Annotated in this window: 15 protein-coding genes; 10 read left to right on the forward strand and 5 right to left on the reverse strand. The window is 53.4% G+C overall.

The features are described from left to right. Together C9I98_RS16170 and gcvH are read left to right on the forward strand one after the other, a co-directional pair. A complete protein-coding gene (locus C9I98_RS16170) occupies positions 1–1,209 on the forward strand; it encodes an FAD-dependent 2-octaprenylphenol hydroxylase (protein ID WP_036826911.1) in 1,209 nt (402 codons plus the stop codon). A gap of 273 nt (positions 1,210–1,482) precedes the next feature. Next, entirely contained in the window at positions 1,483–1,866 is a 384-nt protein-coding gene (gene gcvH / locus C9I98_RS16175; RefSeq protein WP_338049226.1) for a glycine cleavage system protein GcvH, read from the forward strand. 66 nt (positions 1,867–1,932) lie between these two features. On the opposite strand, the gene C9I98_RS16180 is transcribed toward gcvH, so the two are convergent. After that, positions 1,933–2,139, reverse strand: a complete 207-nt coding sequence (locus C9I98_RS16180) for a DUF1107 domain-containing protein (protein ID WP_036826904.1) — start codon at positions 2,137–2,139, stop codon at positions 1,933–1,935. A 473-nt stretch (positions 2,140–2,612) separates the two neighbouring features. On the opposite strand from C9I98_RS16180, the gene C9I98_RS16185 reads away from it, so the two are divergent. From C9I98_RS16185 to nqrM, 3 genes are all read left to right on the forward strand, one after another. Beyond that, a complete protein-coding gene (locus C9I98_RS16185; protein ID WP_036826901.1) occupies positions 2,613–2,903 on the forward strand; it encodes a DUF134 domain-containing protein in 291 nt (96 codons plus the stop codon). A gap of 67 nt (positions 2,904–2,970) precedes the next feature. Beyond that, positions 2,971–3,447, forward strand: coding sequence for a NifB/NifX family molybdenum-iron cluster-binding protein (locus C9I98_RS16190; RefSeq protein ID WP_036826899.1), 477 nt, complete (start codon positions 2,971–2,973; stop codon positions 3,445–3,447). Next, positions 3,444–3,659, forward strand: coding sequence for a (Na+)-NQR maturation NqrM (gene nqrM / locus C9I98_RS16195; RefSeq protein ID WP_036826896.1), 216 nt, complete (start codon positions 3,444–3,446; stop codon positions 3,657–3,659). The genes C9I98_RS16190 and nqrM overlap by 4 nt, the downstream gene beginning before the upstream one ends. A 23-nt stretch (positions 3,660–3,682) precedes the next feature. On the opposite strand, the gene C9I98_RS16200 is transcribed toward nqrM, so the two are convergent. The 3 genes from C9I98_RS16200 to ygfZ are packed head-to-tail and all read right to left on the reverse strand — an operon-like array spanning position 3,683 to position 6,079. Further along, positions 3,683–4,621 (reverse strand): LysR substrate-binding domain-containing protein, encoded by a 939-nt coding sequence (locus C9I98_RS16200; RefSeq protein ID WP_036826893.1) that lies wholly within the window; start codon positions 4,619–4,621, stop codon positions 3,683–3,685. A 13-nt stretch (positions 4,622–4,634) separates the two neighbouring features. Further along, a complete protein-coding gene (locus tag C9I98_RS16205) occupies positions 4,635–5,096 on the reverse strand; it encodes an aminoacyl-tRNA deacylase (RefSeq protein ID WP_036826890.1) in 462 nt (153 codons plus the stop codon). Positions 5,097–5,098: 2 nt separating this feature from the next. Further along, the gene (gene ygfZ / locus C9I98_RS16210) at positions 5,099–6,079 is read right to left on the reverse strand and encodes a tRNA-modifying protein YgfZ (RefSeq protein WP_036826886.1); all 981 of its coding nucleotides are present in this window, start codon (positions 6,077–6,079) and stop codon (positions 5,099–5,101) included. Between the two features lie 267 nt (positions 6,080–6,346). Here ygfZ and C9I98_RS16215 point away from each other — a divergent pair, with 267 nt between their 5' ends. From C9I98_RS16215 to C9I98_RS16230, 4 genes are all read left to right on the forward strand, one after another. Beyond that, the gene (locus C9I98_RS16215; protein ID WP_036826880.1) at positions 6,347–6,607 is read left to right on the forward strand and encodes an FAD assembly factor SdhE; all 261 of its coding nucleotides are present in this window, start codon (positions 6,347–6,349) and stop codon (positions 6,605–6,607) included. Further along, a complete protein-coding gene (locus C9I98_RS16220; RefSeq protein WP_158262690.1) occupies positions 6,579–7,007 on the forward strand; it encodes a protein YgfX in 429 nt (142 codons plus the stop codon). Before C9I98_RS16215 ends, C9I98_RS16220 begins: the two co-directional genes overlap by 29 nt. A gap of 133 nt (positions 7,008–7,140) precedes the next feature. After that, positions 7,141–8,967 (forward strand): methyl-accepting chemotaxis protein, encoded by a 1,827-nt coding sequence (locus C9I98_RS16225; protein WP_107272212.1) that lies wholly within the window; start codon positions 7,141–7,143, stop codon positions 8,965–8,967. Positions 8,968–9,065: 98 nt separating this feature from the next. Further along, positions 9,066–9,494, forward strand: coding sequence for an arsenate reductase/protein-tyrosine-phosphatase family protein (locus C9I98_RS16230; protein WP_036826278.1), 429 nt, complete (start codon positions 9,066–9,068; stop codon positions 9,492–9,494). Between the two features lie 94 nt (positions 9,495–9,588). On the opposite strand, the gene nadB is transcribed toward C9I98_RS16230, so the two are convergent. Continuing rightward, positions 9,589–11,208, reverse strand: a complete 1,620-nt coding sequence (gene nadB, locus C9I98_RS16235; RefSeq protein ID WP_107272213.1) for an L-aspartate oxidase — start codon at positions 11,206–11,208, stop codon at positions 9,589–9,591. 370 nt (positions 11,209–11,578) lie between these two features. Here nadB and rpoE point away from each other — a divergent pair, with 370 nt between their 5' ends. Then, entirely contained in the window at positions 11,579–12,157 is a 579-nt protein-coding gene (gene rpoE, locus C9I98_RS16240) for an RNA polymerase sigma factor RpoE (RefSeq protein ID WP_036823297.1), read from the forward strand. The last annotated feature ends 14 nt before the right edge of the window (positions 12,158–12,171 follow it).

The following is a 12,171-nucleotide window of genomic DNA, read 5'->3' on the forward strand; positions in this document are numbered from 1 at the left end:
ATGATGCAAAGTGTTGATGTTGCCATTATTGGCGGCGGAATGGTGGGGCTGACCTTGGCTGCGGCTTTGGCTGACACCGAACTGCGGGTTGCTGTCATCGAGGGCAAGTTACCTGAACCCGATTTGGCACCATTGCCAGATCTCCGAGTATCGGCGTTAAGCCGCGCAAGCGAACGTATCCTGAGTCGTGTTGGTGCTTGGCATGGCATCGAAACCCGCCGCCTTGCCCCATACAACAGCATGTCGGTATGGGAGCAGGATAGCTTTGCCAACATCAGTTTTGATGCTGCCCGCTTGGCACAACCGAACCTTGGCCATATCGTCGAGAACCGAGTGATCCAGCTGGCGCTGCTCGACAAGGTGAAAACCTTGGATAACGTTAGCCTGCTGGCCCCGGAGCGCTGCCAGAACATTGCCTTTGGTGAAAGCGAAGCTTGGCTAAGCCTCGAGTCGGGCAAGAACCTAACCGCCAAGTTGGTGGTGGGCGCCGATGGCGCCAACTCTTGGCTGCGCCAGCAAATGGATATTCCGCTAACCCACTGGGATTACGGCCATAGTGCGGTGGTGGCGAACATTCGCTGTGCCGAACCGCATCAAGATACGGCAAGGCAGATCTTCCGCCCGCAAGGGCCGCTGGCATTCCTGCCGCTACCCGAGCCAGATTTGTGTTCCATTGTTTGGTCGCTGCCGCCGCAGGAAGCGGAGCAGGTTTGCGCCATGTCGGAAGCTGAGTTCAACAAGCACCTGACCACCGCATTTGATCACCGTTTGGGGATGTGCAAGGTGGAAGGCGAACGCCAAGCCTTCCCGCTGAAGATGCGCTATGCCCGCGACTTTGTCCGCGAGCGTGTTGCCTTGGTGGGGGATGCTGCCCACACTATCCACCCTCTGGCCGGCCAGGGGGTGAACCTTGGCTTGCTTGACGCGGCTAGCTTGGCGCAAGAGCTCAAGAAGCTTTGGCTGCAAGAGCAAGACATTGGCAAGAAAGTCAACCTGCGCCATTACGAGCGATGGCGTAAAGCCGAGGCGGCCAAGATGATCACGGCGATGCAGGGCTTTAAGGATCTGTTCGCGGGCGACCACCCGGCGAAGAAGCTCGTGCGCGACTTGGGCATGTTGTTTGCCGATAAAGCGCCGGGCGTGAAAGACGAGTTTATGAAACGGGCACTGGGCCTGACAGGCGAACTGCCTGAGTTGGCTCGCTTCTAGTTCCTGCCAAGCCTTGCTAAGAGAAAACCGCTTTGCCAAGCGGTTTTTTTATGAGAGTGAATAATTTGATCCATTTTGAATTTTTCTCCTAAAGTAAATAACAGGAAATTTTGAGGCGGGTTCAGCGGTTGTGCTAAGGCGCTTTATTGTCGTCGGTTTTGCCAACCCCGAGCCAATGACAGGGGTTTCCCCTTTGGTATTAACACTACTGCTTTGTTCGCATTGAGTGTGGCAAAAGGCAGGCTTTCATAAGGAAGTTGCACCATGAGCTATATTCCCTCTGAGTTGAGCTATACCAACACCCACGAGTGGGTTCGTCCAGAAGGCGATGGCGTCTATACCGTAGGCATTACCGATCACGCCCAGTCTCTATTGGGCGATATGGTCTTTGTTGATTTGCCGGAGATCGATGCGGCGACGGAAGCGGGCGAAGACTGCGCCGTGGCGGAGTCGGTGAAGGCGGCCTCGGATATTTATGCACCCTTAACGGGCTTTGTTGTGGCTGTTAACGAAGAGTTGGAAGGCTCGCCGGAGTTGGTCAATAGCGATCCGTATGGCGATGGCTGGCTATTCCAGATAAAGGTCGATGACGAAAATGAGTTTACCGATTTGCTCGATGCCGACGGCTACCTTGATTTGGTCGATGAGTCCGAATAGTGTCGCGCAAGATCTAAAAAGCCCACTTTACAACGTGGGCTTCATCTTCTTTCGGCCTGTGCTCGTTTAAAACGAAGGCTCTTTTAGCCGTTTGATTTCTTGATTTATCTCATTAACGGTTTGGTAGTGGCGCTGCTCTGCCTTGACCGGCACCAGTAACATTCCGTTGTTGAACTCATAGCCACCACGGCCATCAATGTAGATCCTTCCACTGAATAAACGACTAACATGCTTGGCGATAAGTTTCGGCAAGTAGCGTTTGAACATGCGCATATTTAGCTAACCTTTCCCTTTGTTCCATACCCGAAAAATTATAAAACAACATGCATGAGACTTTTGTGATGTCATCAGCATAATAACAATGTTAAATAGATCTTGCTGGTTTATTTTTTTGAGTGTTATTGGTGTTATCAGGATTTTGTTCTTTTTATTTTTAGTGATAAATAAGTTTGGCCGAATTGGCTTGGGCGATGGTTTTTCAATAAGTATGACAATTATGTTTGTTTATTAAAGGCTTATAGCCAAGAGCGATAGTTCGGAGGGGTTTAATTGAGTGACGAAATATGGCCTTGGCTGGTTGTGTTTTAGTCACCCTTGCTTGGGCACGAAATTCACACAGTGATTTATGCTGAAACTGCCAGCAACTCCGATCTGTCGATAAAAGCCATGATTGGCTGTTTAAGATCAATGAAGGTTTTTGGCATATGCCAATAATAGGGATGCTATCGCGAATGACAGGAGTGGAGATGCCCCGACCTAAAATACAACGCAGGCTTACTTGTCGCCCCGCCTACCAGTGCTTCAAGCCAAACGGGGTGCCGATGCGGGAGCTGGCATCAATACCGCTTGCCGCCGATGAGCTAGAGGCACTAAAGCTGGTGGATGCTAAGGGCTTGAACCAAGTTAGTGCGGCAAAAGAACTGGGTGTTTCCCGCCAGACGCTCGGGAATATTATTTCCCAGGCCCGGCATAAAGTTGCGCGGGCGTTGGTTGACGGGATGGCGATTGAATTGATTCCTGATGAACCGGCTGAGTAGGCCGCACCGCCTCTGGGGGGCCCTACTTATTTTCTATTATTAATCTGTTTTGAGTAAGGTTTTCGACATGGCATTAGCAATTGCAGTAACGCCTCGCAATGAAGTGGCAGGGCATTTTGGTAAAGCTGCTGGGTTTCATATTTACGACGAGCAGGGGCAGCTGCTGGCTGAACTAAACAACAGCGGCAGCCGCGAGATTGGTTGCAAGCATAAAAAAGTGATCCAACGCCAGTTGGCTGAGCATGGGGTGACACGCCTGGTGTTGGGGAATATCGGCCAACGGTCGTTGGCACGGCTACTCAATGCGGGGTTTGAAGTCTTCAAGGCCCCGTCCCGCATCGCGGCGAGCCAGGTGGTGGCGGGGGGAACCCAGCTTGAGCCGCTGTTGTCGGCCGAGCAAGGGCGCCCGTGCAAGCGCGAGAAAGGCGGCTGTGGTTGTGGCTGCGGCAGCAAGAAGAAAGCAGCGGTGCCAAAAGTGGGCACCATGCTGAAAGCAACTGCACCGCTCTCGGGTCTGACTAAGATAGGAGGGCTTAAACTATGACTTACCTATTAACTGTGTTGGTGTTTCTGGTCGTGATCGGCGCCATGGCCATTGGTTGGGTATTTAAAAAGAAAGCCATCAAGGGGAGTTGCGGCGGCTTAGCCAATGTTGGGGTGGAAAAAGAGTGTGGCTGCAAAGAGCCCTGTGATGAGCACAAGCTGTATCAAATCCAAGAGCCGGCGGATGAAGCCAAGCCGACCATGAAGCTGTAAGCGTCTTGCGTTGCGGCTATGACCTAGCCTAGCCGGCGCAGGTCGTTAACCCTGGCTGTGATGGCATCATGAACGCATTGGCGCAGCCACTCCAGGCGCGGGTGGTTGGTATTGCGCTTGAGCCACAGCATATTGATATCAAAATCAGGGATATCGACCGGCGGCCGACATTGGCTCAGGTTGTCGTGGAAAACATCGAGCTTGGCCATCAGGGTCGATACCACGCAGACCAAGTTGCGCCCCGTAAGCAGGTGGCGGATCGTCATGAAATTGCCGGAGCCAACCGCAACATGGCGCTGGAATCCCTGTTGCTGCAATTGGCTGTCGACTTTACTGGCCAGCTTGCCATCCGGGGTGACCAAAGCCTGCGGGGTGTGGATGTAGCGGGCCAAATCGATAGGCGATGCCAGCCCGGTGGCGTCGGCATCAAACAGGCACACATGATCCTCGGTATAGAGGTATTGTGCATCGAACTCGCGGGGGAGGTCGGTCATCGAACCGATGACGAGGTCGATTTTCTGGGCCTCTACCGCTTGCTGGTAGTTATTGCGATCAATATTGCAGAAGCTCAACTGGCAGTGGGGGGCGGCATGGCGAATTGCATCAAACAGCGTTGGGGCAAATAGCAGCTCGGCGTAATCCGTCAGGCCGATGCGAAAGATCCCATGGTACTCCTGCGGCGAAAAATCGTCGGGTTGCAGGATCTCATTGGTCACCAATTGCAGGATCTGCTCCACCACCGGCGCGAGCTCGGTTGCCTTGTCGGTGGCAATCATTTGGTGGCCGTGCCGTTCGAACAGCGGATCGTCAATCAATGCCCTTAGCCGCGATAGGTTATGGCTCATTGCCGACTGGCCGATCGAGAGCTTGGCGGCCGCCTTGGTTACGCTGCGGGTTTCCATCAAGGCGGAAAAGGCGATCAACAGGTTAAGATCCACGCCACGCCAGTTAATATTGCTCATCGTCTTTTCCTTCCTAGCGGCAGATATCGGCAAACATCGGATCGCACAACAACAGCAAATCGTCGGTACTGAGCTCGACCCCCGCCATGCGATCGCCGCTGCTGATATTGACCCGCTGGTGGCGGGTAATTTGGTGATCAAAGATTACCGGTAGCGGGCGCTTCAAGCCGATAGGGGCCACGGTACCAATGACCAGTCCCGTTACTTTTTCAACATCGCTGGCATCGGCACAGGTCATCCGGCGGCAGCCGAACATTTCACGCACCTTTTTCGGATCAACTTGGGCAGGGCCCGGCACGCAGGCCAAGACATGAAAACCACCCATATCGCGAAGCAGGATGGACTTGACCATTTGTTGCGGATCGACCCCGCGCTCGCGGGCGGCCTCGTCAATGGTTTTGGCCGGTTGGGTATGGGGGAGAAGGCGGTATTCCACGCCTTCTTTTTGCAGGTAACTGGTAACCGGGGTATCCATGGTTAGTCGTTTTCCGCCAGCGAGTAGGGAAGTTCAAGCTGCTGCCATACCGCTTCTTGTCCGCTCAGGCGGAACGTGGTGTCGGCATCCAGATCGTTTGGCAGGCCAACTAGCGCAACGGCTGTGCCGTTGTTGTATTGGTAGCCGGCAATAATACTGCCGCCCTTGCGCCAGTTTTCGCCTACGCTGCGCTCAAGCGCATCACCCGCTTGCGGGCACTGCTCGGTTGGGCCGCTGACAATGTACATTGCGCGCTTGTTGATACCACGGTATTTGGCGCGGGCAACGGTTTCCTGTCCGGTGTAACAGCCTTTTTTGAAGCTGATACCGTCAACCGCTTGCAGGTTCATCGCTTGAGGGATGAATTCCAGCTCGGTGGCCGCATCGACGCGAGGTAGCGCCGCTTTGATATCGTAAAGGTCCCACAGGGTGTCGTCAGCCAGTGTCGCTTCACCCGCCAGCTTGTCGGCAATCGTGCCGGCTTGCTCTGCGGTGACGGCCAATAACCAGCGCTGCTCGTCGACCTTCACGGCGGTACCGCCGTCAATTGCACGGACATCGCCTTCGCCGCCAAATAGGGCACTCACCTTGGTATCGGCGTCAGCACCGGTAAGGCCGAGCAGGACATCGCCGCTTTGTTCGATATCGACCTTGGAGAAGATCGCGTACTTCTTCAGCTCAGGCAGCTGCGTGGCCATGATGCTCTGGCGCTGGAACAGGGCGTAGCCATCATTGTGGTGGAAAAGGCGAAACACGGTGCGCATTTTGCCCTTGGCATCGCAATGGGCACCCAGCGTTGATTGCGTCGGTGCTAGGGAAACGACATCACAAGTCACCTGGCCTTGTAGGTAAGACTTCTTGTCGTCGCCAATCAGGGTAACCAAGCCCCAATTCGCAAGATCAACCAATGCCAGTGCCGGCAGGCTATCTTCTGGTGACAGGGAGAGAGGGGCAAATTTCAAAGTTTCAGACCAATTGCTCATAGAAAATCCATGCTATTGAAGTAGCCGCCAGAGGGTAAACTGTCTGACCTACTCGATGAAAGGTAACTGGGTATATCGACTATGTTAAAGCCAGATGCATTATTTGTCAGCCCAAATACTTGAGAGAATAGGTCAGTTAATAGACGGGATAATGGATCCTAGGTCTCAACTTGGTGTTTTGCTTGCTCTGGCTCATGGTCGGTTGCAGATCGGGCTGCTAGTATGGGTGCCATTGTTAACGACCAGTAACCGGTTTGAGGTTGTAAAATGTTGAGTGCAGACGATAAAGCACGAGTAAAGTGGGCATGCCGCCGCGGTATGCTAGAGCTAGACGTTATCATTATGCCTTTCTTCGAAGAGTGCTTTGATGACTTGTCGGAGCAAGAGCAGCAGGACTTCATTTCACTGTTGAAGTGTGATGATCCTGATCTGTTTACTTGGGTGATGCAGCATGGCCGCAGCGACAACCCTGCCCATGCCGCGATGGTGGACAAGATCGTTGCCCACAACAACAGCAAACTTCGCTGATCTTACCCTCGTACCATCAACGTATCTATTAGGCGCGCTGGCAACCCTGTATGCCAGTGCGCTTTTTCTTCTTTTCCTTGCCGTATTTTTTCTTGTTCTTCCGCTGTCTATATTGATTGCCTGTAGCTGGTTGCTGTGGCATGAGTATTGGCAACTTGCGTTGAGGTATTGCCAGCAGCAGGGGCGGTTGGTAATAGAGCAACAGGGCCAGATCCGCTGGCAGGGCGAACGGTGGCGCCTGGTACAAGTGAAGATCTGCACCCGTTGGCTAATCATGGTCGGCGTGCAATCAGGTTCCCAGCGCCGTTGGTTGCTTATCGCCCCAGACAGTTGCCGAGAAAATGATTACCGCAGCTTGGCCTTATTTTGCCACCACTTCCCGTCAATATGTCACGACTGACCAATATTGCATCATCCTTGTGCTTTTTCCCCGGAGCAGGTCATACCTATTGATCTATACCCAGCATTTATGCGCTTTTAATGATAGATTGCTCAACTGAATAATTATATTGAGCAGAGGGGGAACATTGCTCATGAAAATAAAGCACAAACTATACGGTTTAAGTATGCTGGGACTGCTTGCTTTGGGCGCCGTTTTGTCGCTCGGGTGGTTTGCCAGTGATCGGGTGGTGAAGATCAACCAGGCGCTGACATCCGTCAGCGAGATGGAGGTTTCGCTGCTTAACCTGCGCCGTAACGAAAAAGATTTTTTGATGCGGATGGACTTGAAGTACCAAGCGACCTTTCAGCGCAACTTCCAATCCTACCAACAGCATCAGGCACAGCTGGGCTTGTACCTGTCTGAGCTGGATATTCAATTGCCTGAAATTGAGGCTTTGCCAAATAAGATGGCGAGCTACCAGGCGGGCATGATGGCGTTGATTGGAGCCTATCAAAAGCTGGGGCTATCGCCAGATGAAGGGATGCAGCAAGCTTTCTTTGCGGCATCGCAAGCCTTGATCTTAGCGGCAAGCGGGCAACAGGACAGTATTGCAGCCTATCGCTTGGTGCAGGCTGCCGAGCTACTTGTTCTCGATAGCAGTGAGCAGCAAGCCAACCATTATGTGGCCCTGCAGCAAGAGCTGGCTCCCCAGCTGGGCGCGAACCTCGGCTCGGCTTATCAAGATTATGCGCAGGCGGTGGCACCGCTCTTATCTCAATTGCATGTGATTGGCTTGAGCCATAACGATGGCTTGCAGGGCGAGATCCGCCAGCAATCCCACCAGGTCGAGCAGGCTTTTGACCGGCTAAAGCAGCAGCTGGCCGCGACTGTTGCTGCCGATCAGGAGAAAACGGTATGGACCATCCTGGTTGCGCTAATCGTTGTGGTCGCGCTGTTGTTGGGCGTGTCTTGGTGGATCAGCCAGTCGATCCAGCAGCGCTTGGCGAGCCTGAGCCAATTGATGGGCAATATTGCCCGCCAGCATGATTTGACCCAGCGCGCAGATCAGAGCGGTAGCGATGAACTGGCGGAAATGGCAGCTAACTTCAATTACTTGCTTGGCAGCCTCAGCGGCCTGGTCGCAAATGTGCAGCAGGCAATTGAACAACTCGAACCGGCCTCTGCCAAGCTCCAGCAGCGAAGCCTGGACTCGGAGCAGGCATTGCAAAACCAGCAGGGTGAAACCGACTCGGTGGCAACCTCTATCACCGAGATGGGGGTGACCATCCGTGAAATCGCCGGTAATACCGAGCAGGCCGCGGCGAACGCCGACAACAGTTACCAAGGGGCGACGCAAGGGCTGGCCGAGGTATCGGCCACCAAGGAGCGGATCAAGGCCCTGTCGGATGACTTGTCCCAAACCAGTCATGAAATCGCCAGTTTATCAGGCCTGTCCGAGAACATCGGTTCGGTGCTCGATGTGATAAAAGGCATAGCCGAGCAGACTAACTTGCTGGCGTTGAATGCGGCGATAGAAGCCGCGCGCGCCGGGGAGCAGGGCCGAGGCTTTGCCGTGGTGGCTGACGAAGTGCGCTCCTTGGCGTTGCGTACACGCCAGTCGACCGAAGAAATCACGACGATCATCGGCTCATTGCAGCAGCAAACCGGGGAAGTGGTTGAGCACATTGGCCGCTGCCAGGAGCAAGGCAATGTCAGTGTCGAGCAGGCAAATAGCGCCGAGGCGAAGATCAACCAAATTATGGCTGATATGCAGCAAATCATGGACACCAGCACCCAGATAGCCGCAGCGGTTGAGCAGCAAAGCTTGGTTTCTGATGAGATTGGCCGCAACGTGTCGGCGATTCGGGATATCACCAGCCAAAACTCTGCCGTTGCCCATGACAATGCCCAAGCGGCCGATGATGTTGCGCAGCAAGCCCACGGGCTGGCCAAGGCGATTTCAGAATATAAGGTTTAAATTCTACCTAGGGTTATGGGAAAATGGCGGCAGACTCGACACGCATTTAGCCCTACCGATGGTGTATCCGTCGGCTGAGGGGATATAAAGGAAATAGAATGTTCAATAAAATTTTGGTCGTTTGTGTTGGCAATATTTGCCGCTCACCTGCGGGTGAATACTTGCTAAAGAGCCTGCTGCCGAATAAGCACATTGCCTCTGCGGGTGTGGCAGCGGTGGTTGGCAAGTCTGCCGATAAAACCTCTGCCTTGGTGGCCGAAGAGCATGGTGTCAGCCTTGAAGGGCACGTTGCACGCCAGCTGACCAGCGAGATCTGCCGCGAGTACGATCTGATCTTGGTGATGGAAAAAGGCCACATTGAAGCGGTGACGAATATTGCAGCCGAAGCGCGTGGCAAGACGATGCTGTTCGGCCAGTGGATCGGCCAAAAGGACATTCCTGACCCTTACCGCCAGAGCCGCGAAGCCTTCGACCATGCTTATGAGCTAATTGATGAAGCTGCCAAGGCTTGGGCGAAGAAGCTGTAATTCGATTGCCCTAGGGCTAGAATGAAAAAAGCGAGCAGGCTATTTGGCCGGCTCGCTTTTTTTGTATTAAGTTACTTGAACCCTGGCAGTGCCGCTAGCACGGTTGGTCCGGGGTGAGGATCGTCGGTTTCAGATCCTCTGACTGCTCCGGGTGATCCAGGGTGTAGTGCAGGCCAAGGCTCTCTTTGCGCTCAAGGGCGCAGCGTACCATCAGCTCGGCAACCTGCAGCAGGTTACGCAGCTCCAGTAGGTTGTTCGATACCTTGAAGTTGCTGTAGTACTCGTGGGTTTCATCCTGCAGCAGCTGGATGCGGCGCATTGCGCGCTCCAGTCGCTTGGTGGTGCGGACAATGCCCATGTAGTCCCACATAAACAGGCGTAGCTCGTGCCAGTTGTGCTGGATAACGACTTCTTCGTCCGAGCAACTTACTTGGCTTTCATCCCAGTTTGGCAATGGTGCCGGCAGGCCGACGTCATTGAATTTCTGCTCGATGCTTTGGGCCGCAGACCACGCATAGACCACGCATTCAAGCAGCGAATTCGAGGCCATGCGGTTGGCGCCGTGCAAGCCGGTGTAGCTGACTTCCCCAATTGCGTAAAGGCCCGGTAGGTCGGTACTGCCGTCTTTCTCGACCACAACCCCGCCGCAGGTATAGTGGGCGGCCGGTACGATAGGGATAGGCTCCTTGGTGATATCAATTCCAAACCCTTGCAGCTTCTCGTAAATGGTCGGGAAGTGCTTAATCACGAAATCCGCTGGCTTGTGGCTGATATCTAGGTACATGCAGTCGGCACCCAAGCGCTTCATTTCGAAGTCGATAGCACGGGCGACGACATCACGCGGGGCAAGCTCGCCACGCTCATCGAAGTCCTTCATGAAACGGGTGCCGTCTGGACGGCGAAGGTAGGCCCCTTCCCCGCGCAGCGCTTCCGTTAGCAGGAAGTTGCGGGCATCCGGATGGAACAGGCAAGTCGGGTGAAACTGGTTAAATTCAAGGTTGGCTACCCGGCAGCCAGCACGCCAGGCCATGGCGATACCATCACCGGAAGACACGTCCGGATTGGAGGTATATTGGTAAACCTTCGAAGCCCCACCCGTTGCCAGCACCACAAACTTGGCGCGTACGGTTTCCACCGCTTCACGGTTACGGTTCCAGATATAGGCACCAAGCACCCGGTTTGGCTGGTCGCTAATACCCAGCTTTTGGTTGGTGATCAGATCAAGGGCGTTGTGGCGCTCCAGCACCTCGATATTCGGGTGGTTGTGGACGTTGTCCTGCAAGGAGTTTTGTACTGCCATGCCGGTGGCATCGGCGGCGTGGAGAATGCGACGGTGGCTGTGGCCGCCCTCACGGGTGAGGTGGTAGCGGGGGGCTTCGTCGCCATTGCTTTCTTCTTGGTCAAACGGGACGCCGCCATCGATGAGCCACTGCACGCAGTGCTTGGCATTTTCGGCAATGAACCGGACCACGTCTTCGTCGCAGAGGTGGGCTCCTGCGATTTGGGTATCTTCCACATGAGAATCGACACTGTCGGATTCGTCGAAGACCGCGGCAATTCCTCCCTGAGCATAATAGGTCGCGCCTTCACTACGCGGCCCCTTGCTTAATACGATGACCTTACCCAGTGGTGCTAGGCGAAGGGCCAGTGATAACCCGGCTGCACCACTACCCACGACAAGTACATCACATTGATGTTCACGGTTTTCGTTCATATTGATTTCATATCCCTTTGGCAATCGCGCTATGTTACCAAATTCCGTTCCATTTGTTGATTTTTGACAGGATGTGCACAAAAAACTAGCCTAACGCGTTATAATGCAACCACTAATTTTGCTTTATAAGCGCAGAAAAATCGCGCACTATTATTGAGAAATAATTTTTTCAGTTCGGGGAACTTTGCCATCGTGCCCGGGTCTTAAATAGTGCTCACGCTCATAAATTTTTATCATATTGTTTTAGTTGGGCATTAACAGGCTACATTTGTATGGCACTCCATACTACAGTGCATATAAAAGCCCGTTTCGCATTTGGCTAAAGCGAATAAGAATGACAAGGGCAATAGACATAGGAGTACACGCTCGAATGAGCGAGCAGCAAACTGATCAGGTATTAATCGAGCGAGTACAGCGAGGAGACAAGCAGGCATTTAATTTGCTGGTGGTGAAGTACCAAAACAAGGTATGCAACTTGGTAGCAAGATATGTCAGCAATTCCGGTGACGTACCGGATGTCGCTCAGGAAGCATTTATCAAAGCGTATCGGGCATTGCCTACTTTCCGAGGGGAAAGTGCGTTTTATACATGGTTGTACCGTATTGCTGTTAATACAGCGAAAAACTACTTGGTTGCCCAGGGGCGCCGCCCGCCAGCGTCAGATGTCGATGCGGAAGAGGCGGAATACTACGAGAGTGGTAATGCGTTGAAAGAAATTTCGAACCCTGAGAACCAAATGTTGTCTGATGAATTAAGACAGGTTGTCTTTAGTACCATCGAAGGATTACCGGACGATCTTAAAACTGCGATCACCTTACGCGAGCTGGAAGGCTTAAGCTATGAAGAAATTGCAGAAGTCATGGGATGCCCGGTCGGTACAGTAAGATCTCGAATTTTCCGTGCGCGGGAGGCGGTTGAAAAACGCATCCGTCCTCTTACGCAACGTTAGTGTTAAGCCAAACG

It is taken from the genome of Photobacterium sanctipauli (genome assembly GCF_003026495.1).
Lineage (GTDB): Bacteria > Pseudomonadota > Gammaproteobacteria > Enterobacterales > Vibrionaceae > Photobacterium > Photobacterium sanctipauli.

Bases quoted from the DNA above. Each gene is read 5' to 3' on its own strand.
- C9I98_RS16170 (WP_036826911.1), top strand. From the start codon at position 1: ATGATGCAAAGTGTTGATGTTGCCATTATTGGCGGCGGAATGGTGGGG.
- C9I98_RS16180 (WP_036826904.1), bottom strand. From the start codon at position 2,139: ATGCGCATGTTCAAACGCTACTTGCCGAAACTTATCGCCAAGCATGTT.
- C9I98_RS16185 (WP_036826901.1), top strand. From the start codon at position 2,613: ATGCCCCGACCTAAAATACAACGCAGGCTTACTTGTCGCCCCGCCTAC.
- C9I98_RS16190 (WP_036826899.1), top strand. From the start codon at position 2,971: ATGGCATTAGCAATTGCAGTAACGCCTCGCAATGAAGTGGCAGGGCAT.
- nqrM (WP_036826896.1), top strand. From the start codon at position 3,444: ATGACTTACCTATTAACTGTGTTGGTGTTTCTGGTCGTGATCGGCGCC.
- C9I98_RS16200 (WP_036826893.1), bottom strand. From the start codon at position 4,621: ATGAGCAATATTAACTGGCGTGGCGTGGATCTTAACCTGTTGATCGCC.
- C9I98_RS16205 (WP_036826890.1), bottom strand. From the start codon at position 5,096: ATGGATACCCCGGTTACCAGTTACCTGCAAAAAGAAGGCGTGGAATAC.
- ygfZ (WP_036826886.1), bottom strand. From the start codon at position 6,079: ATGAGCAATTGGTCTGAAACTTTGAAATTTGCCCCTCTCTCCCTGTCA.
- C9I98_RS16215 (WP_036826880.1), top strand. From the start codon at position 6,347: ATGTTGAGTGCAGACGATAAAGCACGAGTAAAGTGGGCATGCCGCCGC.
- C9I98_RS16225 (WP_107272212.1), top strand. From the start codon at position 7,141: ATGAAAATAAAGCACAAACTATACGGTTTAAGTATGCTGGGACTGCTT.
- C9I98_RS16230 (WP_036826278.1), top strand. From the start codon at position 9,066: ATGTTCAATAAAATTTTGGTCGTTTGTGTTGGCAATATTTGCCGCTCA.
- nadB (WP_107272213.1), bottom strand. From the start codon at position 11,208: ATGAACGAAAACCGTGAACATCAATGTGATGTACTTGTCGTGGGTAGT.
- rpoE (WP_036823297.1), top strand. From the start codon at position 11,579: ATGAGCGAGCAGCAAACTGATCAGGTATTAATCGAGCGAGTACAGCGA.